This window comes from Bacillus cereus group sp. MYBK245-2 (assembly GCF_051916145.1).
In the GTDB taxonomy this organism is placed as follows: Bacteria; Bacillota; Bacilli; order Bacillales; family Bacillaceae_G; genus Bacillus_A; species Bacillus_A pacificus.
Genome location: NZ_JBQAGB010000019.1, coordinates 49422 through 73829, shown reverse-complemented (window position 1 = coordinate 73829; position 24408 = coordinate 49422). Strand labels below are relative to the sequence as shown.

Here is a 24408-nt window from a genome sequence, read left to right as displayed (position 1 = left end):
CAGTGTCAAAAAATATAATTTCTAGGGTTGAGAATATTTCTCAACCCCAGTTTTATAATCACAATAAATTATGGACAAAATCTTTTATAATAGCGATTATAGTTGTTCTAATTTTAGGGATTATATCACTGTTTACTGGCGTTTATGATATACGTGGACAAGAGGACGGAATGGAGATGTTTTTCATCACTCGTGTTCCGAGAACAGTTGCATTAATGCTTACTGGAGCTGCAATGGCGATGGCAGGGCTTGTCATGCAACTTATTACACAAAATCGATTTGTTGAACCTACTACAACGGGGACTATTGAATGGTCAGGCTTAGGCCTGCTTTTTGTGTATTTACTATTCCCTGCCCCAACTTTAGTTCAAAGAATGACTGGTGCAATCATTTTTTCTTTTATAGGAACTATGATTTTCTTTCTATTTTTAAGAAGAGTTAAGCTTCGTTCGTCTTTAATTGTCCCGATTATTGGATTAATGCTTGGAGCAGTTATTTCTGCAGTGTCTACTTTTTTGGGACTCCTTTTTCAAATGACGCAAAGTATTGAAACTTGGTTTGTAGGTTCTTTTGCTAACATTCAGGTCGGAAGATACGAATATTTATGGCTGATTGTTATCGTTACTTTGCTTATTTTTATGTATGCGAATAGATTGACTTTAGCTGGACTAGGAGAAGATGTCGCAACAAGCCTTGGCGTTAATTACAACCGAATTGTTCTTTTTGGAACAGCCCTTATTTCTTTTGCCGTTGGGATTGTTGCAGCAGTTATTGGAAATTTACCTTTCTTAGGGTTAATTGTTCCAAATATTGTTTCCATGTTTAGAGGTGATGATCTTAGAAGTAATTTACCTTGGGTGTGTCTGATCGGAATGGGTACAATAACTGCCTGTGATATCATTTCTCGAACAATTATAAAGCCTTTTGAATTACCTGTTTCTTTAATACTTGCATCAGTGGGAGCAGTCGTGTTTATTACTATTTTATTGAGAAAAAGAAAACCAAGGAGGCCACGATGATCACATTAGATTATAGAAATAAAGAAAATGTCGAAGTCGATTCTAGCCTTCATAATGAAAGTAGATCAGCTAGCGCTTTTCGTTCTAAGAAGGAAGCAAGACGTTATTGGATTGTACTGATAACATTGATTGCTTTAGGCCTCCTTTCTTCATATGGACTGTTAGTGTATAACAATCCAGTTCCGATAGATTCACCTTCTTTTATCCCAGTTGTTAAGAGAAGGATTGTAGCTATTGTTGCAATGATTATTGCAGCTGTTTGCCATAGCTTGTCGACAGTTGCTTTCCAATCCATTACGAATAATAAGATTATTACTCCTTCACTGTTAGGTTTCGAATCACTTTATTCAGCAATTCATACGAGCACAATATTCTTCTTTGGTGCTAGTGCATTGATCAATTTTAATGGAATTGGATCATTTTTATTTCAAGTCGTTCTTATGGTCCTCATGAGCTTGATACTTTATGGATGGTTACTTTCCGGTAAATACGGGAATTTACAACTTATGCTTTTAGTCGGAATTATTATTGGTGCGGGACTAAATTCTATGTCAACTTTCATGAGAAAGTTACTTGCGCCTTCAGAGTTTGATCTTTTACAAGCAAAATTATTTGGTTCTGTTAATCATGCAGATCCTGCATATTTTCCTATTGTCATTCCGATGATCATAATTGTAGCAGTATTAATTTTTGCTCATTCTAAGAATTTAAATGTGTTATCACTAGGAAAGGATGTTGCTACTTCCTTTGGAGTTAAATATCAACCTAGTGTAATTTATACGCTTGTATTAGTAGCTATTTTAATGTCTATTTCAACAGCTCTAATTGGGCCACTTACTTTCTATGGGTTTTTAGTAGCAACTTTGAGTTATCAGGCGGCGGCAACTTATGATCATAGATATATTTTCCCAATGGCTTTTGCAATCGGATTTTTAATAATGACGAGCGCATACTTTTTAATGTATCATGTATTCAATGCTCAAGGTGTAGTTTCAGTTATTATTGAATTATTTGGTGGAATTATATTCTTAACTATAGTTTTAAGGAAGAGGGCTTTATGATAAAAATCGATAATGTTAAAAAGTTCTATACTGATAAGGTAAAAATAGGACCTTTGGATATTGAAATACCAAAAGCGGGCTTTACTTCTTTAATTGGACCAAATGGTGCTGGAAAGTCTACGACACTTTTGATGATAGGAAGACTTTTAGATATGGATGAAGGTCAAATCCAAGTAGCAAATATGGATGTTTCTGAATCCAAATCAAAAGACTTAGCAAAAGTTTTGACTATATTGCGACAAGAAAATCATTTTGTAACGAGGCTTACTGTTAGACAATTAGTTGGATTTGGACGCTTTCCTTATTCAAAGGGAAGATTAACGAAAGAGGATGAAGTTATTATTTCTAAATATATCGACTTCCTAGATTTAACGAATTTAGAGAATAGATATTTAGATGAGCTTTCTGGTGGTCAAAGACAAAGGGCATATGTAGCGATGGTATTGTGCCAAGAGACGGAATATGTACTTTTGGACGAACCTTTGAACAACCTTGATGTTGCTCGTTCTGTTCAAATGATGGAGCATTTGAGACGTGCAGCTAATGAATTTGGAAGAACAATTTTGACTGTTATGCATGACATAAATTTTGCAGCAAAATACTCTGACAAAATTTGTGCTATGAAAGATGGACAAATTGCTGCTTTTGGAACAGTAGAAGAGGTTATGGACCCAACACTTTTGACAGATATTTTTGAAACAAAAATAGAGATTATTGATGGTCCTTATGGGCCGATCGCTGTTTATTAGTTATAAAATGTATACTGTAGCTGCTGTCTATATTTTGTAGGCAGCAGCTTTTTTGCGATTGCATTTATAAAAAAGTTATTTTACATAAGGTGAATGTGATTCTCTCGTTTTTAAAATGTCGTAATCAAAAGGGAGGAGTAACATTATGCTTACAGTGCGATTTTAGATGTGGTGATATACTGTTTATGAGTGTTTGTTGTGTCGTTTTTTGTCGGTAAGTCGATATATTATGAAAATCGCTGATATAAATTGAGTTGCGCTGATATATTTCGAAAATCGCCGATATAATTGGAGTTGCGCTGATATATTTGAAAAATCGCTGATATATTTTGGAGGGGATAAAGATGATTGTGAAAGAACGGAAAATGCCCGTACATTTGCTCCAATTAGAAGCTTTACTTAGAAGATTGCCTGCTCATCATCCAAAAAGGAACGTGGTGGCTGAAAATTTAGCGAAATTTATGGCTGGCTATAAAGGAGAGCAGGCAATTGAATATCCGCTTAGTTTTCTATCTGAAACAAAATATAGCATTTTACATGACATTAGATTGTTTGATCAGAAACATTATTTCCAAATTGATGCCCTCATAATTTCTTCATGTTTTCTTCTTTTTCTTGAAATAAAAAATATCATTGGTACGTTAATTTTTGATGCAAAGTTTAATCAACTCATTCGAATCGTAGATGGTGCTTCAGAAGAGGGTTTTCCAGATCCGCTTTTACAAGTGAAACGGCAAGAGATGCAGCTGAGAAAATGGCTGAGTTTGCATGGTTTATATAATATTCCGATTGAATCTCTCATTGTAATTAGTTCTCCTCGTACAATTATTAAAACTTCAGATGAAATGCTTCCTAATAAAATTATCCACGGTGCAAATTTACCTAATAGAATCAAACAGATGGAAAATCAATATAAAGAAGATATAATTGGTAATGTAGATGGACTTATAAATCAGATTATGAATGAGCACATTCCGCAACGACAAAATATTTTTGCACAATATAAATTAAAAAAAGAGGAATTACTAAATGGCGTGCAGTGTGAGGAATGTTTTACAATGGCAATGTTAAAAGAAAAACAGGGCTGGCGTTGCTCAAACTGTAATAGTACGTCTAAAAATGCTCATTTACGTGCTTTACAAGACTACACACTTCTGTTTGGAACAATAACTACCAATAGCAAATTGAGGGACTTTCTTAATATGCAATCTAGTTCTGCGGTTAAAAGACTCCTCAAAACAATGAACATCCCACACACCGGCACCAACAAAGGGCGAAAATATGATTTAACCCACCTCCAATTATAATTTTGCTATAATAAATAAGTATTTACGTGAAGGAGAGTGTGAAATGAAGTTTAATATCGATCATTACATAGCTAGCGTTTTACAGTGGATATTGAATATAGCGTTAATTATATTATCCATTGTCTTATCTATCTTTTTAATTAACGAGACTATCACATTTATTCAATACATATTTTCAACAAAGGAATATACGTCGTATAAATTGGTTGAAAGTATCATCGTCTATTTCTTATACTTCGAGTTCATCGCATTGATTATTAAGTATTTTAAGTCGAACTACCATTTTCCGTTACGTTATTTTATTTATATTGGAATCACGGCGTTAATTCGATTAATTATTGTGTCTCATGAGGAACCGATGGAGACGTTATTATACGCAGGAGCAATTCTTATTTTAGTTATCGCTTTATACATATCTAATATGAGGGATTTGAGAAAAGAGTAGTAGTGCAGACAAAGGTTTGCACTACTTTTTTATCCCGCTTTAATGGGCAGTAAGACCCCCACCTCAAAATGCAGCGAAAGCAAAGAAGTTAGGTGGGGATCGGGCTGATTAAATCTTGACCTTTAAGTTACTTGAAAGTTTACAATGTAAATAGGGCGTTTGAAATTGAAAAAAATTGAGAAATTAAGTGAAGAGGTTTCTTTTACTTGGAGGTTATAGAAATGAGTCAGGAATTGAAATTGCGTCCATTAGAGCGAGAAGATTTAAAGTTTGTACACGAACTGAATAATAATGCACATATTATGTCGTATTGGTTTGAAGAGCCGTATGAGGCATTTGTAGAGCTGCAAGACTTATACGATAAACATATACATGATCAAAGCGAACGCCGATTTATCGTTGAAAAGGACAATGAAATGGTTGGATTAGTTGAGTTAGTGGAAATCGATTATATTCACCGTAGAACGGAATTCCAAATTATTATTGATCCGAACTATCAAGGATATGGTTATGCAGCGGAAGCGACGCGTTTAGCGATGGATTACGCTTTTTCTGTATTAAATATGCATAAACTCTATTTAGTTGTTGATAAAGAGAATGAAAAAGCTGTACATGTTTATAAAAAGGTTGGATTTATGGTGGAAGGTGAACTGTTAGATGAGTTTTTCGTGGATGGTAACGATCATAATGCAATAAGGATGTGTATGTTCCAAAAGGCATACTTTGGAACGAAATAACCGATTGAAAAAGCTATAGATACTATTGTGTCTATAGCTTTTTTGTAATGTAAACAGAAATCATTTATCGAAAAACAATAAATAATTATTGACTTGTGATACCGCTGGGCTTATTATGATGGTAATAAGATCAATGAAAATTAAAGGAGAGTACAAGATGAAAAACAAATATGTAGTAGCTATTTCTTTCATGATTTTAGCGATTATTACTTTAGCTATACATGCTTCAAACAGTAAAGTAGGAGCGAATGGATTCCTTGAAGAACCTTTCTTTTTCCTAGTACCAATAAGTTATGTATTGTTCTTTAGTGGTATTGGTGTATTATTATTTGGATTTATTACTTCAAAGCTGAAAAAGGGCAATAGATAGGGACTACCAATAGGGACAAAACACTCACTATGAGATAGAAACATACCATATGGAAGAAAAAGAATAAGTGAGATGAATCATGATGAACCATCATTTTTATAATGGAAGACAAGTAGGAGCAGCTATTACTTTGGCTGGGGCACAGGGAACCATTCATGCTGTGAATCAAGTGATTCAAATGCAGCAACAAGCATATTTGGCACAAATGATGCAAGGACAGTATATGCCATACTCACAACTTCCAATGCAAAGTGTGCATTATGATGTGCATCCAGCGGGGTTACTTTCCATTCCATATGGCGGGACTTACTTCTTATAAAAAGAAAGCGACTGATAAGAGTCGCTTTTTTTATATTCCGCCTAGCTGCATTCCAAGGAATGCAAAGAGGATACCAATGATATAAGTAGCACTTAAATATAGAAATAGTATGCTAAGGTTTTTACGATTGAAGAGCTGAATGGACTCTAGCTTAAATGTTGAAAACGTCGTGAAGGCACCCATAAATCCAGTGCCTAACAATAATTGCCAACCTGTAGTGACTCCGTTGCCAATTATATATCCGAGTAAAAATGCTCCTGTTATATTAATGAGAAATGTAGCGATTGGAAAGGAAGTTTTAGTTCTTTTTTTAAACCAATTGCTAATTGCAAATCGTGTAATCGCACCGAAAAATCCTCCTGTTGCTACTAATAAAGCTTCTATCATAAATGATCACCTTCCGTAAGATGTTTCTTAATTAAGAAATCACCTAATGTATAGCCAAGACCAGACATAATGAGACCACCAAGTATGCTGCATGATACATATAAGAAGGCTATGCTCCACTCAGAATGATTGATCAATTGAATAGTCTCTACACTAAATGTTGAAAACGTCGTAAAGGAACCGATGAATCCAGTCCCGATGCTTGTGATAATTTCTGAAGGCAAGATGTTAAGCTTAGCGATATACATAGTCAGCCATGCTAATAAGAAGCATCCGGCTAAGTTAATGAGTAATGTAGCTAATGGAAATGTATGATACCAAAATTCATGAATAGTAAGACCTAAATAATAACGAGAAAGGGCTCCTAATATACCGGCAATGCCAACGATAATATAAATCAATTTTCTCACCTCTTTAAATAGCTTGCTCAAAAAAATAGACTCCTACCAGTAGTGATACTGGTAGGAGTCATTAGCTAAGCAGCGTTTATGGCGAACTCCATCGCCTATAATTATTACATATAGTGTACTAAACATTGCGCTTGATTTCCAGTGAAGGAGTTAGGGGATTTTGTATTTTTGATAATGTAAGAGCAAGAGTTATTGTTTATAAACTAAATATAGTGATATAAGGTTTTTGATATGATAAAATATTTGTTATGTCTGTCATTCAGTTTTAGTTAACTGAAAATAAAGATAATTAAGTTATGTGTTTTAGAAAAGGGGCGTTTATTTGAAGAAGTTATTAAAAATAGTACTTATATGTATTTTAGTAGGGGTAGGAGTTGTAGGTGGTTTTTTAGGGTATATGACACTTACTAAAGAACAGCCTGCTGATGTTGTAAGTTTGAAGGTGGAAAATAATAAAGAGCGCGTATTAGCGACAGGAAATGAATTTAAAGTTACAACATTTAATATTGGATATGCCGGATTAGATAAGGACCAAGACTTCTTTATGGATGGAGGAAAGGGGTCTGGTTCAAGTAGTAAAGAGCAAACGGAAGTTAACCTAAAGAATATGCTTTCGTTTTTACAAAATGAGAATAGTGATTTTGCGTTATTACAAGAAGTCGATATAAAATCAATGCGATCTTTTGATGTAAATGGGCATGAATTTTTGAAAAATGGATTACCTGATTATGCTTCATCATTCGGAAAGAACTATGATACAAAATGGGTCCCTGTCCCAATTACAAGTCCAATGGGATATGCGGAGGCTGGATTAAGTACATTTTCTAAATATAAAGTTCAAACAGCGGAGAGGTTCCAACTTCCTGGAATGGAGCCTTGGCCGAAGCGTTTGTTTGATTTAGATCGAGCGATTGTTGAGCATAAAATTCCTGTTAGTAATGGGAAGTTTGTTAGACTCGTAAATTTACATTTGTCTGCGTATGATGAAGGCGGGAAAATTAGAAAACAGCAAGTAGAGTTTTTAAAAGAATATATGAACAAGCATTATAAAAATGGTGATTACGTAATAATGGGCGGAGATTGGAATCAATTACTTTCTAACGTTCAATTAAGTGATCCGAAGTTTGTGAAAGAGCGTCCTGAATGGTTGGTAGAGTTACCGAAGGACTTTACTGATGGTGGCTTTAAGTGGGCTGTAGACTCATCTGTTATGACGGTGAGAGACGATGTGAAGAAGTATGTAGAAGGTGAAAACTTCGTCACGATTATTGATGGCTTTATCGTTTCACCGAATGTTGAGATTGTAAATGTGCAAGGAAAAGATTTAAAGTTTGAAAATAGTGATCATAACCCAGTGAGTGCGGTATTTAAGCTGAAGTAATTAGGTGCAGAAGGTGGGACTATATATGGAATGGTTAAAGAAAACTTGTTTTTCTAACCTTGAGAAAGAATCACAGAAAAATCATTTATTGCTGTTTATTACAATTTGTAGTTTCTTCCTTGGAATCATCGCGATTGGGTATTACGGATATATTTTTACAGAGAGAGCAATCGCGTTTTGGGTTTGTGGTATTTCTGTCGTTGTATTTGGAACGCTTCTTACTTTTATAGAAAGCATGGAAGCGATGTATAAATATATCATGACGTTTATGTTACTTACGATGTCTTTCATTATGGTACAAGCTTTTAATGAAAGCCCAGCTGTATTTCAAATGGTCTATTTTACACTAGCCGTTTCACTTATTTATTTAAGTGAACGTCTCGTTGTAATTCTCGGCGGAGTGGCAGTTGTAATCACATTTATTCTTTGTAGTTATTGGCCCGAGCAATTCTTTGCTTATACAGCAGCATCTGAAGCTGCAAACTTCGCAAGCTTGTTAGCGATCGTGACAATCGCTATGTGGGGCGTCACGAAAATTGGTTCTAACTTACTGGCTCGTTTAAGTGATGAGAAGCAAGAAGTAATGAGAAAAGCTCAGGAGTTAGAAGAAACGCAAAGGCTTATTGAGGAAACGGTTGTGAAACTAGATCGTAATTTCAATTATTTAAGACAAAATATGAATACATCGATGGAGTCAATGAGTGAAATCAATTTTGCTTTTGAAGAGGTAGCAGTTGGCACGCAATCACAATCAGAGATGATGCATCGTTCGGTAGAAGTATTGAACGATATGGAGGGAAATATTGAACAAATCATTTCTCAAGTAAGAAATGCATCGATTCGTGTTGATGAAAGCTTAGAAATTTCAAAAGGTAGTGTACATACTCTACGAAGTTTTGAAGCGAATATGAGAAGTTTAAATGATGTTGTTTCACAATCAGGAATTATATTTAGAGATTTAATGATGCAATCGAAACAAATTAATGAAATTGTAGATGTAATAACGAATATTTCAAGTCAGACGAGTTTGCTAGCTTTAAATGCAAATATTGAAGCTGCAAGAGCAGGTGAGCATGGAAAAGGATTTGCTATTGTAGCGAATGAAGTATTAAAGCTTGCTGAGGAATCGAATCGTTCTGCGGGAAGAATTCAAGGGATTTTGAAGGATTTTAGTAATCAAGCAAGTAAGGTAGAAGTGCAAGTAGAGAAATCAGAAAGAGTACAAGAAGAATGTAATGAAATGCTAGTTAGTGTTTTAACAAATGTAACGGATTTAGGGAAGTTTATTGATGAAATTAATGATGTAATGAGAGAAATCGTTGGTCATCAAGAAAGTTTCCAAGTTAAAACGACGAATATCGTAAAGGATGTTACACATGCTTCCAATGTAATCCAGCAAACTTCTGCAGCTACAGAAGAAGTGTTAGCAAGTGTGGAAGAAGAAAAACATCGAAATGATACATCTGTGAAGACATTACATACTGTTAGCGAGCAAGTGAAATTGTTAGAAGATATTTTAGAAAAGTAATATCACTTAAAAAGGGCGCAACGTTTGTGCCCTTTTTTCATTTAAACGAAGACTTGCTCGGATTTTAATTGCTTTTCTGCTCGTTTTCTGCCAAGCTTAAGAAGATGAAATTCAGCTAATAGCGGAATTAAAATACTTCAAAGAAAGAATTAAATAGGTGACGTATATGATCGAAGTTAAGACTTCTGAACTTAGTGATGGAGAATTTAATAGAGGTGTATTTGCAACTCGTGATATTAAAAAAGGTGAGTTGATACACGCAGCGCCAGTTATCTCTTATCCGAATGAACAGCATGAACACATTGAGAAAACATTACTTGCTGACTACGCATTTGAGTATGGGATTAATCATACGGCAATCCTTTTAGGATACGGCATGTTATTCAATCATTCATATACACCGAATGCGACGTATGATATTGTCTTTGAGAATCATACATTTAACTTCTATGCTTATAAAGATATAAAAGCAGGAGAAGAAATCTTAATCAATTATAATGGTGAAGTGGATAACGATGAACTGTTATGGTTTGATAAAGAAAAAGAAGAGAACGAAAAGTAATTTAAAATAAGTAATGAAAAAGATGTTTTTACATAGGTAAAAGCATCTTTTTTATTGATGAAAATAAAGCAAAAATTACAAAAAAATACCACTTTATTTTCGTGTGGTATAGTAAGATACTGAAGGGTAGTGTTTTGAAAAAGTAATATATTTTACAAATTGTTGTCTTTCTGATGACATGTCAAGTTTAGTAGCCTATTTGGGTTGCTTTATTATGCAATATATATTTTAATATGAGTGGCACCTCTTATAAATTAAGAGGTTAATAGGTGTCTCGAATTGATTTTGGGTACACTGTATCCACCACTTTAGGTTCATTTCATGTATGTGGGGATATTATGGGCCCGTATAACGGGATAAAAAGAATATAGAAATAGAGGAATCGTAAAATGAATATGCAAGAGGTTTATGAATATTTAAGTACGGTATTGCCTGAAGGTCATGTGAAACAAGATGAAATGTTAAAGAATCATACGCATATTAAAGTTGGCGGAAAAGCAGATGTTTTTGTTGCGCCGACAAATTATGACGAAATTCAAGAAGTTATTAAATATGCGAACAAATATAATATTCCAGTTACGTTTTTAGGAAATGGATCGAATGTTATTATTAAAGATGGTGGAATTCGCGGGATTACAGTAAGTTTAATTCATATTACAGGTGTTACTGTAACAGGAACGACGATTGTAGCACAGTGCGGTGCAGCAATTATTGACGTATCACGTATTGCGTTAGACCATAACTTAACGGGTCTTGAATTTGCTTGTGGTATTCCAGGTTCAGTTGGCGGAGCATTATATATGAATGCAGGTGCATACGGCGGTGAAATTTCGTATGTATTAACAGAAGCTGTCGTAATGACAGGTGATGGAGAGCTACGTACTTTGACGAAAGAAGCATTTGAATTTGGATATCGTAAGAGTGTATTTGCGAACAACCATTACATTATTCTTGAAGCGAGATTTGAACTTGAAGAAGGTGTATATGAAGAAATTAAAGCAAAAATGGATGATTTAACGTTTAAACGTGAGTCAAAACAGCCTCTAGAATATCCTTCATGTGGTAGTGTATTTAAACGCCCACCTAATAACTTTGCTGGTAAATTGATTCAAGAATCAGGACTACAAGGTAAGCGAATTGGTGGAGTGGAAGTTTCTCTAAAACACGCTGGATTTATGGTGAATGTTGATAACGGAACGGCACAAGATTATATCGATTTAATTCACTTCGTACAAAAAACAGTTGAAGAGAAATTTGGCGTGAAGTTAGAGCGTGAAGTAAGGATTATTGGAGAAGATAAAGAATAACATATACGTATGAAACTGCGAATTATTTTAAAATAACATTTGGGTATTGTTGACAATTTGTTTGCAATTCAATATAATGGCTAATAATTTAACAAATAACATACGTTGAAAGAGCCCAGTAGCAGTTTGTCACTGTTAACGAGAGAGCTAGGGGATGCTGGAACCTAGCACAAACAAACTTGTGAATTACACTCTGGAGTATCTTAGGTAATGCTAAGCGGATTGGCAATCGATATTATTGCTGAGAGTGGTATGAGTAGCTATGCTATTTATACAAACTGGGTGGTAACACGGTGAATCATCGTCCCTATGTCATAGACATAGGGATTTTTTGTTTTTAAAAAATAAAGGGGATGACAAAAGATGAACATTATTGATGAATTAGAATGGCGCGGCGCCATTAATCAACAGACTGACGAAGAAGGTTTACGTAAGCTAGTAGAAGAGAAAAAGATTTCGCTATACTGCGGAGTTGATCCGACTGGTGATAGTATGCATATCGGACATTTGATTCCGTTTATGATGATGAAAAGATTTCAGTTAGCTGGCCATCATCCGGTTATTTTAATTGGCGGAGCCACAGGAACAATTGGTGATCCGAGTGGACGTCAATCAGAACGCCAACTTCAAACGTTAGAAGTAGTTCAACATAATGTGGATGCGTTAACAGCGCAAATGAAAAAGCTATTTGATTTTGGCGGAAATAGCGAAGTAAAGATGGTAAATAACTACGATTGGACACATGAAATAAATATTATTGAGTTTTTACGTGATTACGGGAAAAACTTTAGCATTAATAGTATGTTAGCAAAGGACATCGTAGCAAGTCGTTTAGATACAGGAATTTCTTTCACAGAATTTACGTACCAAATCCTGCAAGCGATGGACTTCCATCATTTATACACGAAAGAAGATGTTCAACTGCAAATTGGCGGTAGTGACCAATGGGGAAATATTACGAGTGGTTTAGATTTAATTCGTAAGTTAGAAGGGCACGAAGCGAAAGTATTCGGATTGACGATTCCGTTACTATTGAAATCTGATGGTACGAAGTTTGGTAAATCAGCAGGTGGTGCCGTTTGGCTTGATCCTGAAAAAACAACACCATTTGAATTTTACCAGTTCTGGGTGAATACAGATGACCGTGATGTCGTTAAATACTTGAAATACTTTACGTTCTTAACGAAAGAGCGCATCGATGAGTTGGCAGTGAAGGTAGAGACAGAGCCTCATAAACGTGAAGCGCAAAAAGTATTAGCGGAAGAAATGACGAAATTCGTTCATGGAGAAGAAGCATTGCTGCAAGCTGTGAAAATTACAGCAGCGTTATTTAGTGGAGATATTAAATCGTTAACAGCCGATGAAATTGAACAAGGCTTTAAAGAAATGCCAACATTCCAGTCTTCAAAAGAGACGAAAAATATCGTAGAATGGCTCGTTGATTTAGGAATTGAACCATCTAGACGACAAGCACGCGAAGATATTAATAATGGAGCGATTTCCATGAATGGCGAAAAAGTAACGGATGTAGGTACAGATGTTACGGTAGAAAATTCATTTGATGGACGATTTATTATTATTCGTAAAGGGAAGAAGAACTACAGCCTTGTGAAGTTAGGATAGTAAACAAGACGGAAAAATTATATCGGCGATTTTTTGAATATATCGACCGTAACTAGAATTATATCAGCGATTTTCTCAATATATCGATTTACCGACAAAAGGTGACAATAAAAGCTGTTCCAAAACGGGACAGCTTTTATTGTGAAAAAGTCAGTATATTTAGATAAATTTAAAGGGTATATCATTTTTTTGACGAATAAATAAGTTAGAGAAAATTACGGATAAAGTGAAACTTTAATCAGTGGGGGTCTTACCGCCCATTAAAGCGGGATAAAAATAGCCCGAACCATGCAGGGCATGATTCGGGCTTATATTCAGATTAGTAAGCTAAGCTGAATAGACCTTTAATGTGCGATAAGTAACGAACGTTACTTGCTTCTTTCATTAATGATGCTGGTAAGCCTTTAAGTGGAGTATTGCTTGCTCCGATTGTAGCAACAGCATCTTTACGTCCTAGACTAGCAAGTGTTCCAGAGTTTACAGGTGCGAACTCTTCGAATGCTTTGCCTTCTAGTGCTGCGTATAAGTTGTATCCAATTAACTCACCCATTTGCCAAGCGATTTGTGCAGTTGGTGGGTATGGACGTCCGTCTGGAGCGAAGACAACAGCGCTGTCTCCAGCAACGAATACGTTTTTGTGAGAAGTAGATTGTAGGTATGCATCAACTGTTGCACGACCACGGTTTACTTCAAGACCTGATTCACCGATTAGTGGGTTACCTTGAACGCCACCTGTCCAAACGAATGTGTTAGCAACAAGTTTTTGACCGTCTTTTAAGTCAATTTCATTGCCAGCAACGTTTGTTACAGGAAGACCAGTTAAGAATGTAACGCCGCGTGCTTCTAGGCTAGTAGTTGCACGTTCGATTAAGTGGTCTGGTAATACTGGAAGGATTTTTGGACCTGCTTCAACAAGAAGAAGTTTAACTTCTTTTGGATTTACGCCGTGGCTTTTTGCAAGTTTAGGCATAATGTCAGCAAGCTCACCAACTAGCTCAACGCCAGTTAATCCGCCACCACCGATTACGATTGTAGCATCAGCTTCGTTTTTCGTTTTCGCGTATTCACGAATACGGTCTTCAACGTGTTTGTAGATTTTGTTTGCATCAGCAGCAGATTTTAATACCATGCTGTTTTCTTCTAGTCCTGGAATACCGAAGTAAGCAGTTTTACTTCCTAAAGCAACTACAAGTGCATCGTAAGATAAAGTAGTGCCGCCAGCTAATTTGATTTCTTTGCTATCAACTGAGAATGACTCAACTGTTGCGATTTTAAGATCGATATCTTTACCTTTGAAAAGCTTTGTAAGTGGCATTGCAACTGCTTGCTCAGACACGTTACCAGCTGCAAGGCGGTGTAGTTCAGTGATGATTTGGTGTGTTGGGTATTGGTTAATCACTGTAACTTGTGCTTCTGATTTGCTGTAATATTTACGTACGTTTAAAGCGGCAAGAAGACCGCCATAACCAGCGCCTAAGATGACAATTTGTTTTGACATAGTATGATATCCCCCGTCTTTACTAATTGTTGTTATAAGTTAACTTATTTATTGTTACGTTCTGCACTAATTTGAAGATATGCGTTCACAAAGCGGAACATTTTTTGTGCTTGTGGATCTTTTAGTAATTTTAAAAGACCGAATAGGCCGATAACTTCGTTGCTTTCGTCAGCACGGTCTTTCGCTTCGATTGCAGTTGCAGCCATGCTTTTCACTGTATCTTTTACAGGTTCTACAAGCTCTGTGATTGCACCAACAGTGTCGCTTTTTAATACTTCATCAGTAGCAACAGTTTGAGCGAAGTCATAAGACTTAGTTAAAATGTTAACAAGCTCAGTTAATTTTGGAAGCTGTTCTACTAGTGTTGTTAATGATTCTTGTACCTCAGGTTTTAACAACTGATCAAGTACATCAAGTTGTCCTTGGCTAGCAGAAATTTGTACAGTTTCTTGTTCTGGCTTTGTTTGAGTCATAGTTTCTGGCATCTCCAATTCTCCTTTACGATAGCAATACTCTTATTTTTGATAAGTAAGATAGTAAACGGTTACGAAACTTTATACAAAGTTTCACAAAACACAATAAAATGCTTTTAAATTTATGACAGCAAGTAAGCTGCAAACATAAATCTAAAACCATAACGTCTTACTTATTATTTATGAACTGTCCGATATATGGCTTGTCCGCATAATGGAAAAGCTCCGTTACCGGAAAGTGTATATAATATATATCCTATATTATATACTATATACACCTATGTTAACATAAAAATGATTCCTAATTATTTCATATCGAGCGTATAACGTAGTACTGACAAGGTATGAAAGCGTATAAAATATTTTGTTTCAGTTAGAAATGTACATATATAATAAGAAAAAAAGGAAAAAATGAACAAATTCATGTTCGTTTTTTCCTTTTTCCTATTATTCACCTTCCGCAATTAGCATCGATGTCTTACCTTCTTTTTCAAGATGGCATTCGCCCCAAGAACAAAGAGAATCAAGAATGGATTCTAAAGACCAACCGTAATCAGTAAGAGAATATTCTACTTTTGGTGGGACTTGGTTGTATACTTTTCTTTGAATAACGCCGTCGTCTTCTAATTCACGTAATTGTTGTGTTAACATTTTTTGTGTAATACCAGGCATTGAGCGTTTTAATTCACTCGTTCTCTTTGTACCTTTCGTTAAGTGACAAAGGATAACAACTTTCCATTTGCCGCCGATAACTTCTAAAGTTGCCTCTACAGGAATATTGTATTGCTTCATATGAAACCCTCCCATTGTGAGTAAAATAAGTTAAATCATACAAATGTTACTTTTTAGTACCTATAGCACTTTAAAGTACGTACTTTTTATCATGTTAAATATGTTTCATAATAGCACATGTAAGAGGCAAATGAGTAGTACGGTACTGAAAAGTGACTATGTTACTTTTTGGTGCCTATCATACTTTAAAGTGCGTTCTTCAAAAAAAGAATGAAACCATTCATAATAGCATTTGTAGAGATTAAATATATTTTTTAGAAGATAAAAGGGCCTTTTTATCGCACTATTATGATTGGATTTCTTGTAATAAGGAGGAATTCAATTGAGTTCATATACAGTACCATCTTCGGAAGTTCAGACGAATCGAAGAAGTATGTTTGCTTTATTAGCACTAGCAATTAGTGCGTTCGGAATTGGTACAACCGAATTTATTAGTGTCGGTTTATTACCATCTATTTCAGAAGATTTACATGTTTCTGTTACAACAGCGGGTTTAACCGTTTCTTTATATGCTTTAGGAGTAGCGTTCGGTGCCCCGGTATTAACGTCAGTAACAGCTAGTATGTCGCGAAAGACGTTATTAATGTGGATCATAATTATTTTCATTATCGGTAATGGAATTGCAGCGGTGGCAACAAGCTTTACTGTGTTACTTATCGCAAGGGTTGTATCTGCGTTTGCGCACGGTGTTTTTATGTCGATAGGATCGACAATTGCGGCTGCGCTTGTACCAGAGAATAAACGTGCGAGTGCAATTGCATTTATGTTTACTGGTTTAACGGTTGCGACCATTACAGGTGTGCCAATTGGAACATTTATCGGTCAGCAATTTGGATGGAGAGCATCGTTTATGGTAATTGTGGCAATTGGAATCGTTGCCTTAATCGCTAACAGTATGCTCATTCCTTCTAATTTAAAAAAAGGTACGTCTGTATCATTTCGCGATCAGTTTAAGCTGATTACGAATGGAAGACTATTACTTGTATTTATCATTACTGCATTAGGGTACGGGGGAACATTCGTAACATTTACGTATTTATCGCCGCTATTACAAGAAGTGACAGGATTTAAAGCAAGTACCGTTACAATTATTTTGTTAGTGTACGGAATTGCAATTGCGATTGGAAATATGGTCGGCGGAAAATTATCAAATCATAATCCGATTCGAGCGTTATTTTACATGTTCTTTATTCAAGCAATTGTATTATTTGTTTTAACATTTACAGCGCCGTTTCAAGTCGCTGGATTCATCACAATTATTTTTATGGGACTATTCGCATTTATGAATGTTCCAGGACTACAAGTATACGTTGTTATATTGGCTGAACGATTTGTACCTAGCGCTGTTGATGTGGCATCCGCGATTAACATTGCGGCATTTAACGCTGGAATCGCTCTTGGTGCTTATTTAGGTGGTATTGTAACGAACTCGTTAGGATTAATTCATACAGCTTGGGTAGGCGGTGTGATGGTAGTAGGTGCTGTTATTTTAACGGCGTGGAGTATGACTTTAGAAAAAAGAGATCAAGTGAAATAGAAGGAGAGAAAATATAATGAAAAATTTACAAAGTACAACAACATTGCATAACGGTGTAGAAATGCCTTGGTTCGGTTTAGGCGTATTTAAAGTAGAAGATGGGCCAGAACTTGTAGAAGCTGTAAAATCAGCGATTAAAGCAGGATACCGCAGCATCGATACAGCTGCAATTTATGGAAATGAGAAAGCAGTAGGAGAAGGAATTCGTGCAGGTATAAAAGAAGCAGGCATTTCTCGTGAAGATTTATTCATTACTTCAAAAGTGTGGAATTCGGATCAAGGATATGAAACGACACTTGCTGCATATGAAGAAAGCTTAAAAAAATTAGAGCTAGATTATTTAGATTTATATCTTGTTCATTGGCCTGTAGAAGGGAAATATAAAGATACGTGGAGAGCGTTAGAAACACTTTATAAAGAAGAGCGCGTACGTGCAATTGGCGTAAGTAACTTCCAAATCCATCACTTACAAGATGTAATGAAAGATGCAGAAATTAAACCAATGATTAACCAAGTGGAATACCACCCTCGTTTAACACAAAAAGAACTACAAGCTTTCTGTAAAGAACAAGGTATTCAAATGGAAGCATGGTCACCATTAATGCAAGGGCAATTATTAGATAATGAAACATTACAAGCAATTGCGGAGAAACACGGTAAAACGACAGCTCAAGTTATTTTACGTTGGGATCTTCAAAATGGAGTAATTACAATTCCAAAATCAACGAAAGAACACCGTATTATTGCAAACGCTGATGTATTTAACTTTGAATTAACGAAAGAAGATATGGAAAAAATCGATGCGTTAAACCAAAATCACCGCGTGGGTCCAGATCCTGATAACTTCGATTTCTAAGATTAGGGTAAGAAAGAAGAGTGCGTAAAAGCACTCTTTTTTTGCATAAAAATAGTTTCTAAATAAATACTACTTAGTATCAAGTTTGTTATAAGGGGCTGTAAACATGAATATAAAGCAATCGTTCAAACTTTTAGTTATGTTTTTAAGTGTTTTATTTGTGTTATTCCCGCTTCAAAAAGCATTTGCAGAAGTCATGGACCATACAAAGTATCAAATGGATTGGAGTTACAGTAAGTCTAAGAAGAAACCAATCCGAACAGAGCTTATTAAAACGGCAGATGGCAAAATTGCTTTTTGCTTAAATGTAGATTTAAAATCTCCAAGCGGTCAAGATTTACCGGAAATGGGGAAAGTGGATATTAACGTATACCGTGTATTATTAAATGGATATCCACAAAAGAGCCCGCAAGAATTAGGTGTTTCTGATTGGAGAGAAGCTCATTATGCAACGCAGCTTGCAGTATGGAATGCGTTAAAACAAATTGATATTAATGATTTAGATTTCCGTAATAAAAATGTAGAAAAGGTAACGAAAGATATCGTTGCAAAAGCAAGCGCTAGTGAAGAGTTACAAGAAATTACGATGAGTGTCGTACCAACAGAAGAACAAGAAGCAGTATTGAAAAATGATTTCTTTGAAACAGGTTTATATACAGTAGAAACAAATGCAAAAAGCGGAACGTATAAAGTGCAAGCAACAGGTGCACCAGCGGGAGCCAAATTTGTAAATGAAAAAGGCGAAGCAAAAACAGAATTTAATGTAGGAGAAAAGTTCCGCATTTTAATTCCGAAACAAACACCAGCTGGTGGTTTTAGCTTTAAAGTAATAGGGAAATTAACGAAGCTACAAGGGATTGCACATAAAGGTACACCAACAATTCAAAATGCAGTTGTATTACTTGAGCGTAGTGAAGAAGAAACAAGTCCGGAGTTATCAGTGAGTTGGAAAAAAGGAAATGGTCATGATAATAATAAACCACATACTCCAAACGAACCACATAAACCGAATCAATATAAAAGGTAAGGATGAAAGCATTGGTGTTAACCAATGCTTTTTATATATGAACTTTAAAGTTATATTAAAATAATTATTAGCTGTATAAAACACTGTTCTAATAGTAGAAAAACTATCTAAAAATAACAAAATATAATAAAATCTAAACGTTACGATTAATAGATTAAATTCACAAAATTGTAACATTATTCTAATTGAAAAGTCTATCAAACAAAATGTAAAGCGTGTACAATTCAGTTGGAAAAACTACCTATAGATGGTCATATATGAAGAAAATGTAAGATTCTATTGCTGTTTTTATTTTTAGATGTATAGATGACAATACTAAAGTGTATCTTTTACTATTCTCTTTTTATGTACAAAGAGAACTCATCACAAATAGAGAGAAGTGAGGAGGGCATATTACATAAAAATTTTACAATGTAAGAAAGCGAATACATGGAGGGAAATGCGGTAGTAATAGATACAGGTGCGCGAGGTGTTCGTCTATTCATTAAATGTTTTTATAAAAATAATAGGATTTTTTATTGAATGGATATATATAGGATAGTTTCTCTAAATAAAGGAATAGGGGACACAGATTATGTCGAAGAAGAAAAAGAGTAGGGTATTGGTAGCTGGTGTTTGTTTAGCTACGTTGTTAACGCCATATGGACTTGAATTACCTAAGGTGTATGCAGAGATGGCAGTTGAAGACAAGGAGAAACAGCAAGAAGAGCGAGTGTACCAATTGCTGCCAAAAGGTGATGTAGAAGGGATGCGTGAGTTGCATCAGCGTGGAATGAGTTTTTCTCCTTATGAACCAACGGGCATTTATGTAAAGCCAGATGAAGAAGTAGTTATTCAAGTAGAAGGGACTCAACAGATTAAAGCTTATATTGGTACATATTCTTATGAAAAGGAAGAACCTAAACAATTCAATTTACATCCTGGTGAGAATAAAATTTCTTCTTCAAATGGGGGACTATTATACTTTTACAATTATCACAACACAGGAGAAGTAGTCGCTAAAGTGAAAAAAGGTGGTACACCAAATCCTTTATTTATTTTAGGAAAGCATACGACAAAAGATTGGAAGCGTATGTTGGCAGAAAACCCTGATCCATATGCAATAGAAATGAAGGGAGAAAATAGTTTATTAACTATGCATCCTGAAACTGTGGCGGAACATTTGAAGCAAGAAGATCCAGCTGCGCTATTAAAGAAGCACGATGAAATAATTAATATAGAACATAAGATATCAGGTTTATCAAAAGATGGTGCGGGTGTTGCGAATCAAGGTAAACATTCCATTCATTTTGTTGAAGACTGGTATACAGACGATTATATGTATGCAACTTATTATCGAACAGCTTATAGTAAAGGCAATTTAGAGTCAGTACTAAATCTAGAAGAGTTAACTAATGATGGATGGGGGCCTTGGCATGAAGTTGGACATCAACATCAACAAGACACTTGGTTATGGGATGGACTTGGAGAAGTAACCGTTAATATTTATTCTTTGGCAGTTCAAACTACATTCGGGCATAAAACAAGGTTAGAGCAAGAGGGGCGCTATGAAGCTGCATTTGCTTATTTAGGTAAACCGGATGCACAAGAAAAGATGAATGAATTTGAGAAATTAGTTATGTTTTGGCAGTTGCATTTAGCCTATGGGGATCAATTCTATCCAAATTTACATCAAATGTATCGTTTGTTACATGATACAGAACTGCCTAAATCGGATGAAGAGAAAAAGCAGATGTTTATTTATATGACGTCAAAAGTGGCAGGACAAAATTTAATTCCTTTCTTTGATAAATGGGGATTAAGTGCAAATGATGCTACAAGAGAAAAAATTGAAAAATTAAATTTACCAAAATTAGAAAAAGAAATTTGGTTATCTACAGATAGTAATCCAATTCGTGAAAAACAAATTGAGTTATACGAAGCTCCATATGGCGAGCCAAATAATGAAAAAATACAAAATATAGTAATCGGTACTACATATGATGAGGAAAAAGCAAAGGAACTTGTACAGAATTTAGGAGAAGGTGTAAAGACAACAGGTGTGATTATGCAAGATAAGCCTGAAGTTGGAGAAAAAACTGTAAAAGTAGAAATTGTAGATGGAAAAGGAAATAAGAATTTCATTCCAGTTGTAGTGAATGTTGGATATGGGGATAGCCTACTTGTATATGGATTGAACTATACCTGGGGGGGAGACTTGAAGTCAACCGTAACTCTACATCATGGTACGAAAACATTTAGTGCAACAGATACAAAAAATTTAATTCACGATTACTTTAAAGATGAAAAGTATTTTGAGTTCACGCTGTACGATAAAGAAGGAAGAGAGAAGAAAAATGTAGCGGTAAAAGGCTTGGAGAATACAGAAGCTTTTGCCAAGGAATTAAATGGGTTAGCATTTGAATATGGTGATGTGGTGAAAGTATATCATGCAGAGTCTTCACGTTTACATTGGTATCAAAAAGGTTTATATGTGGGAGAAGGGAAAAATAAAGAAATAAAAGAATTATTCTTCAAAATTACTGAAAATGGATTTGAAAGAGTAAAATCATTGCAAGAAGTAACAGCAAAGCCACAAACAGTAGTAGTCGGAACAGAAGTAGAAAAGCTAGAAGCGAAAAACTTTATTGAAGTGAAAGACGGAGAGGTAATTGGCTTTGTAGAAAAACCAACTACAACGAAAATCGGAAAACAAACAGCAAAAGTAGAAACGAAAGATCGTTTTGGAAATAAGCAAGTAACAGAAGTTCCGGTAGAAGTGGTTTATGGAGATAGTATTGCATATGCAGGATATGGCGATGATATTGCTTCAATCGTAACTTTAAAGCACGAAGAGAAGAGATTTCATGCAACTGATATGGATAGCGAAATTCATGAGTATTTTAATAAAGAGCTATACATGGGGATCACGTTATACGATGGAGAAGGAAAAGAGAAAAAACATGTAACAGCAGAGGGACAAGAAACATCAGAGAACTTTGCGAAGCAAGTGAATGGTATGCAGTTCGAGTATGGAGATGTAGTGAAAGTATTCCACGCAGAACCGAATCGCTTGAAATGGTATCAAAATAATAACCTTACTGGTCAAGGTGAGAAAAAAGGGGCAAAAGAACTATTCTTCAAAGTGACAGAAAAAGGCTTTGAGAGAATGGATATGTTGCAAGAAGTAACAGCGAAACCGCAACAAGTAGTAGTCGGAACAGATGTTGAAAAGTTAGATCCAAAAGCTTTTGTTGAAGTGAAAGATGGAGAAGTAATTGGTTTTGTAGAGAAACCAATTACAACAAAAATCGGTGAACAAAAAGTAAAAGTAGAGACGAAGAATCGTTTTGGAAATAAGAAAGTGACAGAAGTACCATTAGAAGTGACGTATGGAGATAGTATTGCATATGTGGGATATGACAATGATATTGCTTCAATCGTAACGTTAAAGCATGATGATAGGAAATTCCATGCGACTGATATGGATAGTCAAATCCATAAATATTTTAATAAAGAGCTATACATGGGAATCACGTTATATGATGGAGCAGGAAAAGAGAAAAAACATGTAACGGCAGAAGGGCAAGAAACTTCAAAGAACTTTGCGAAGCAAGTGAATGGTATGCAGTTCGAGTATGGAGATGTAGTGAAAGTATTCCACGCAGAACCAGACCGTTTGAAATGGTATCAAAATAACAATCTTACTGGTCAAGGTGAGAAAAAAGGGGCAAAAGAACTATTCTTCAAAGTGAGAGAAACAGGCTTTGAGAGAATGGATATGTTGCAAGAAGTAACAGCGAAACCGCAACAAGTAGTAGTTGGAACAGAAATTGAAAAGCTAGATGCGAAAAACTTTGTTGAAGTAAAGGGCGGAGAAGTAGTTGGATTTGCGGAGAAACCAGATACAACTAAAATCGGAAAACAAACAGTAAAAGTAGAGACGAAAGATCGTTTCGGAAATAGGCAAATAACAGAAGTTCCTGTAGAAGTGATTTACGGAGATAGCATTATGTTCTTCGGTACATGGCACGACGGAATGAATATTAAATCGATTGTTACATTAAATCATGAAGAAAAGAAATTCAGTACAACAGATTCAGAAGGTCCAATGCATACTTCATTTGCAGATGAGAAGTATATGGGAATGACTGTATATGATAAAGATGGAAAAGAAAAGAAAGCTTTATCAGTAAGAGCATCTGAAAATACAAAAGAATTTGCAGCACAATTCAACGGTATGGCTTTTGAATATGGTGATATAGTAAAAATTTATCAAAAAGAATTTGATCGTTTTAAAGTGTATAAAAAGAATGAATTCGTTGATGCGAAGTATGGTGTTAACGAAGTGTTCTTTAAAGTGACAGCGCACGGTTTTGAACAAATGGGAGCGCAGCAAGAAGTAAAAGCTTTGCCACAAAAAGTGGTAATCGGAACAAACAGTGAAACATTAGATGCGAAGAAGTTTGTTGAAGTAAAAGGTGGAGAAGTAGTAGGTTTTGTAGGGATGCTAGATACATCGAAGATTAGTAAACAAACGGCGAAAGTAGAAACGAAAGATCGCTTTGGAAATAAGAAAGTGACAGAAGTTCCTGTAGAAGTTACATATGGAGATAGTATAGTATATCAAGGTGTGTCCAATGTAACGCGTTCGATTGTTACGTTAAATCATGATGAAAAGAAATTACATGCAACATTTACAAATGATACAATTCATTATCGTTTTGTAAATGAACAGTATATAGGTCTTACGATTTATGATGGAAATGGAAAAGAGAAAAAACATGTAACAGCAGAAGGGCAAGAAACGTCGCAGAATTTTGCGGAACAAGTAAATGGTATGGTGTTTGAGTATGGTGATGTAGTAAAAGTGTATCATGCCGAATCAAATCGTTTAAGCTGGTACAAAAATAGTGAGTTCGTTGGAAAAGGAGATAAGAAAAAGTTTAAAGAAATTTCCTTCAAAATTACTCCAAGTGGTTTAGAACAAGTGCAATAATAAAAAAAGCTCGTAAAACATAACGTTTTACGAGCTTTTCTT

The 24408-nt window shown here is 35.3% G+C and carries 22 protein-coding genes, 1 riboswitch and 1 other annotated feature; of the genes, 17 read left to right on the top strand and 5 right to left on the bottom strand.

Going from position 1 to position 24408, the window contains the following annotated elements; all coding sequences use genetic code 11:
• The first annotated feature begins 2 nt into the window (after positions 1-2).
• The 8 genes from ACTFRN_RS24120 (at position 3) to ACTFRN_RS24085 (ending at position 6007) form a co-directional block, all read left to right on the top strand.
• Complete coding sequence (locus tag ACTFRN_RS24120; protein ID WP_000041834.1) at positions 3-1019, top strand: ABC transporter permease; 1017 nt, start codon at positions 3-5, stop codon at positions 1017-1019.
• Entirely contained in the window at positions 1016-2080 is a 1065-nt protein-coding gene (locus ACTFRN_RS24115; RefSeq protein ID WP_000631127.1) for an iron chelate uptake ABC transporter family permease subunit, read from the top strand. The genes ACTFRN_RS24120 and ACTFRN_RS24115 overlap by 4 nt, the downstream gene beginning before the upstream one ends.
• Positions 2077-2829, top strand: a complete 753-nt coding sequence (locus ACTFRN_RS24110; RefSeq protein ID WP_000590065.1) for an iron ABC transporter ATP-binding protein — start codon at positions 2077-2079, stop codon at positions 2827-2829. The genes ACTFRN_RS24115 and ACTFRN_RS24110 overlap by 4 nt, the downstream gene beginning before the upstream one ends.
• A 344-nt stretch (positions 2830-3173) precedes the next feature.
• Positions 3174-4136, top strand: a complete 963-nt coding sequence (locus ACTFRN_RS24105) for a nuclease-related domain-containing protein (protein ID WP_000635731.1) — start codon at positions 3174-3176, stop codon at positions 4134-4136.
• Between the two features lie 43 nt (positions 4137-4179).
• Positions 4180-4581, top strand: a complete 402-nt coding sequence (gene psiE, locus ACTFRN_RS24100; protein WP_000671177.1) for a phosphate-starvation-inducible protein PsiE — start codon at positions 4180-4182, stop codon at positions 4579-4581.
• Between the two features lie 221 nt (positions 4582-4802).
• The gene (gene speG, locus ACTFRN_RS24095) at positions 4803-5318 is read left to right on the top strand and encodes a spermidine N1-acetyltransferase (protein WP_088106295.1); all 516 of its coding nucleotides are present in this window, start codon (positions 4803-4805) and stop codon (positions 5316-5318) included.
• 133 nt (positions 5319-5451) lie between these two features.
• Positions 5452-5688 carry a DUF3955 domain-containing protein gene (locus tag ACTFRN_RS24090; RefSeq protein ID WP_113712794.1) on the top strand — a complete coding sequence of 79 codons (237 nt, stop codon included), beginning with the start codon at positions 5452-5454 and terminating at the stop codon, positions 5686-5688.
• Between the two features lie 79 nt (positions 5689-5767).
• Entirely contained in the window at positions 5768-6007 is a 240-nt protein-coding gene (locus ACTFRN_RS24085) for a DUF3947 family protein (protein WP_000980933.1), read from the top strand.
• 30 nt (positions 6008-6037) lie between these two features.
• On the opposite strand, the gene crcB (ACTFRN_RS24080) is transcribed toward ACTFRN_RS24085, so the two are convergent.
• Together crcB (ACTFRN_RS24080) and crcB (ACTFRN_RS24075) are read right to left on the bottom strand one after the other, a co-directional pair.
• Positions 6038-6394, bottom strand: a complete 357-nt coding sequence (crcB, locus tag ACTFRN_RS24080; protein ID WP_000568600.1) for a fluoride efflux transporter CrcB — start codon at positions 6392-6394, stop codon at positions 6038-6040.
• Positions 6391-6795 (bottom strand): fluoride efflux transporter CrcB, encoded by a 405-nt coding sequence (gene crcB, locus ACTFRN_RS24075; protein ID WP_176359591.1) that lies wholly within the window; start codon positions 6793-6795, stop codon positions 6391-6393. The genes crcB (ACTFRN_RS24080) and crcB (ACTFRN_RS24075) overlap by 4 nt, the downstream gene beginning before the upstream one ends.
• A gap of 54 nt (positions 6796-6849) precedes the next feature.
• Positions 6850-6909, bottom strand: a riboswitch (Fluoride riboswitch).
• A 217-nt stretch (positions 6910-7126) separates the two neighbouring features.
• On the opposite strand from crcB (ACTFRN_RS24075), the gene ACTFRN_RS24070 reads away from it, so the two are divergent.
• The 5 genes from ACTFRN_RS24070 (at position 7127) to tyrS (ending at position 13205) form a co-directional block, all read left to right on the top strand.
• Complete coding sequence (locus ACTFRN_RS24070; protein WP_000734866.1) at positions 7127-8185, top strand: endonuclease/exonuclease/phosphatase family protein; 1059 nt, start codon at positions 7127-7129, stop codon at positions 8183-8185.
• Between the two features lie 25 nt (positions 8186-8210).
• A complete protein-coding gene (locus ACTFRN_RS24065; protein WP_000455050.1) occupies positions 8211-9713 on the top strand; it encodes a DUF4077 domain-containing protein in 1503 nt (500 codons plus the stop codon).
• A gap of 166 nt (positions 9714-9879) precedes the next feature.
• Positions 9880-10275 (top strand): SET domain-containing protein, encoded by a 396-nt coding sequence (locus ACTFRN_RS24060; protein WP_000573649.1) that lies wholly within the window; start codon positions 9880-9882, stop codon positions 10273-10275.
• Positions 10276-10664: 389 nt separating this feature from the next.
• Complete coding sequence (gene murB / locus ACTFRN_RS24055) at positions 10665-11582, top strand: UDP-N-acetylmuramate dehydrogenase (protein WP_001057090.1); 918 nt, start codon at positions 10665-10667, stop codon at positions 11580-11582.
• A gap of 96 nt (positions 11583-11678) precedes the next feature.
• Positions 11679-11894: a binding site (T-box leader), on the top strand.
• 51 nt (positions 11895-11945) lie between these two features.
• Complete coding sequence (tyrS, locus tag ACTFRN_RS24050) at positions 11946-13205, top strand: tyrosine--tRNA ligase (RefSeq protein ID WP_001021076.1); 1260 nt, start codon at positions 11946-11948, stop codon at positions 13203-13205.
• 319 nt (positions 13206-13524) lie between these two features.
• On the opposite strand, the gene ACTFRN_RS24045 is transcribed toward tyrS, so the two are convergent.
• The 3 genes from ACTFRN_RS24045 to ACTFRN_RS24035 all read right to left on the bottom strand — a co-directional run bounded on the left by ACTFRN_RS24045 (position 13525) and on the right by ACTFRN_RS24035 (position 15968).
• Positions 13525-14703, bottom strand: coding sequence for an NAD(P)/FAD-dependent oxidoreductase (locus ACTFRN_RS24045; RefSeq protein ID WP_000043204.1), 1179 nt, complete (start codon positions 14701-14703; stop codon positions 13525-13527).
• 44 nt (positions 14704-14747) lie between these two features.
• Positions 14748-15188: a DUF1641 domain-containing protein gene (locus tag ACTFRN_RS24040; RefSeq protein ID WP_001115309.1), complete on the bottom strand. Its 441-nt coding sequence runs from the start codon at positions 15186-15188 to the stop codon at positions 14748-14750.
• A gap of 435 nt (positions 15189-15623) precedes the next feature.
• Complete coding sequence (locus ACTFRN_RS24035) at positions 15624-15968, bottom strand: winged helix-turn-helix transcriptional regulator (RefSeq protein WP_000816344.1); 345 nt, start codon at positions 15966-15968, stop codon at positions 15624-15626.
• Between the two features lie 373 nt (positions 15969-16341).
• Between ACTFRN_RS24035 and ACTFRN_RS24030 the strand changes: the two genes are divergently transcribed.
• The 4 genes from ACTFRN_RS24030 (at position 16342) to ACTFRN_RS24015 (ending at position 24366) form a co-directional block, all read left to right on the top strand.
• Entirely contained in the window at positions 16342-17505 is a 1164-nt protein-coding gene (locus ACTFRN_RS24030) for an MFS transporter (protein WP_176359592.1), read from the top strand.
• 16 nt (positions 17506-17521) lie between these two features.
• Positions 17522-18361 carry an aldo/keto reductase gene (locus ACTFRN_RS24025; RefSeq protein WP_000793576.1) on the top strand — a complete coding sequence of 280 codons (840 nt, stop codon included), beginning with the start codon at positions 17522-17524 and terminating at the stop codon, positions 18359-18361.
• A gap of 106 nt (positions 18362-18467) precedes the next feature.
• A complete protein-coding gene (locus ACTFRN_RS24020) occupies positions 18468-19388 on the top strand; it encodes a thioester domain-containing protein (protein WP_088106297.1) in 921 nt (306 codons plus the stop codon).
• Positions 19389-19962: 574 nt separating this feature from the next.
• Positions 19963-24366, top strand: a complete 4404-nt coding sequence (locus ACTFRN_RS24015; RefSeq protein WP_088106298.1) for a putative mucin/carbohydrate-binding domain-containing protein — start codon at positions 19963-19965, stop codon at positions 24364-24366.
• The last annotated feature ends 42 nt before the right edge of the window (positions 24367-24408 follow it).

Coding starts and splice junctions, on each gene's coding strand:
- ACTFRN_RS24040 (WP_001115309.1), bottom strand. CDS start 15,188: ATGCCAGAAACTATGACTCAAACAAAGCCAGAACAAGAAACTGTACAA.
- ACTFRN_RS24060 (WP_000573649.1), top strand. CDS start 9,880: ATGATCGAAGTTAAGACTTCTGAACTTAGTGATGGAGAATTTAATAGA.
- ACTFRN_RS24030 (WP_176359592.1), top strand. CDS start 16,342: ATGTTTGCTTTATTAGCACTAGCAATTAGTGCGTTCGGAATTGGTACA.
- ACTFRN_RS24035 (WP_000816344.1), bottom strand. CDS start 15,968: ATGAAGCAATACAATATTCCTGTAGAGGCAACTTTAGAAGTTATCGGC.
- murB (WP_001057090.1), top strand. CDS start 10,665: ATGAATATGCAAGAGGTTTATGAATATTTAAGTACGGTATTGCCTGAA.
- ACTFRN_RS24105 (WP_000635731.1), top strand. CDS start 3,174: ATGATTGTGAAAGAACGGAAAATGCCCGTACATTTGCTCCAATTAGAA.
- speG (WP_088106295.1), top strand. CDS start 4,803: ATGAGTCAGGAATTGAAATTGCGTCCATTAGAGCGAGAAGATTTAAAG.
- ACTFRN_RS24115 (WP_000631127.1), top strand. CDS start 1,016: ATGATCACATTAGATTATAGAAATAAAGAAAATGTCGAAGTCGATTCT.
- ACTFRN_RS24015 (WP_088106298.1), top strand. CDS start 19,963: ATGTCGAAGAAGAAAAAGAGTAGGGTATTGGTAGCTGGTGTTTGTTTA.
- crcB (WP_000568600.1), bottom strand. CDS start 6,394: ATGATAGAAGCTTTATTAGTAGCAACAGGAGGATTTTTCGGTGCGATT.
- ACTFRN_RS24020 (WP_088106297.1), top strand. CDS start 18,468: ATGAATATAAAGCAATCGTTCAAACTTTTAGTTATGTTTTTAAGTGTT.
- ACTFRN_RS24085 (WP_000980933.1), top strand. CDS start 5,768: ATGATGAACCATCATTTTTATAATGGAAGACAAGTAGGAGCAGCTATT.
- ACTFRN_RS24090 (WP_113712794.1), top strand. CDS start 5,452: ATGAAAATTAAAGGAGAGTACAAGATGAAAAACAAATATGTAGTAGCT.
- ACTFRN_RS24025 (WP_000793576.1), top strand. CDS start 17,522: ATGAAAAATTTACAAAGTACAACAACATTGCATAACGGTGTAGAAATG.
- tyrS (WP_001021076.1), top strand. CDS start 11,946: ATGAACATTATTGATGAATTAGAATGGCGCGGCGCCATTAATCAACAG.
- ACTFRN_RS24045 (WP_000043204.1), bottom strand. CDS start 14,703: ATGTCAAAACAAATTGTCATCTTAGGCGCTGGTTATGGCGGTCTTCTT.
- ACTFRN_RS24065 (WP_000455050.1), top strand. CDS start 8,211: ATGGAATGGTTAAAGAAAACTTGTTTTTCTAACCTTGAGAAAGAATCA.
- psiE (WP_000671177.1), top strand. CDS start 4,180: ATGAAGTTTAATATCGATCATTACATAGCTAGCGTTTTACAGTGGATA.
- ACTFRN_RS24110 (WP_000590065.1), top strand. CDS start 2,077: ATGATAAAAATCGATAATGTTAAAAAGTTCTATACTGATAAGGTAAAA.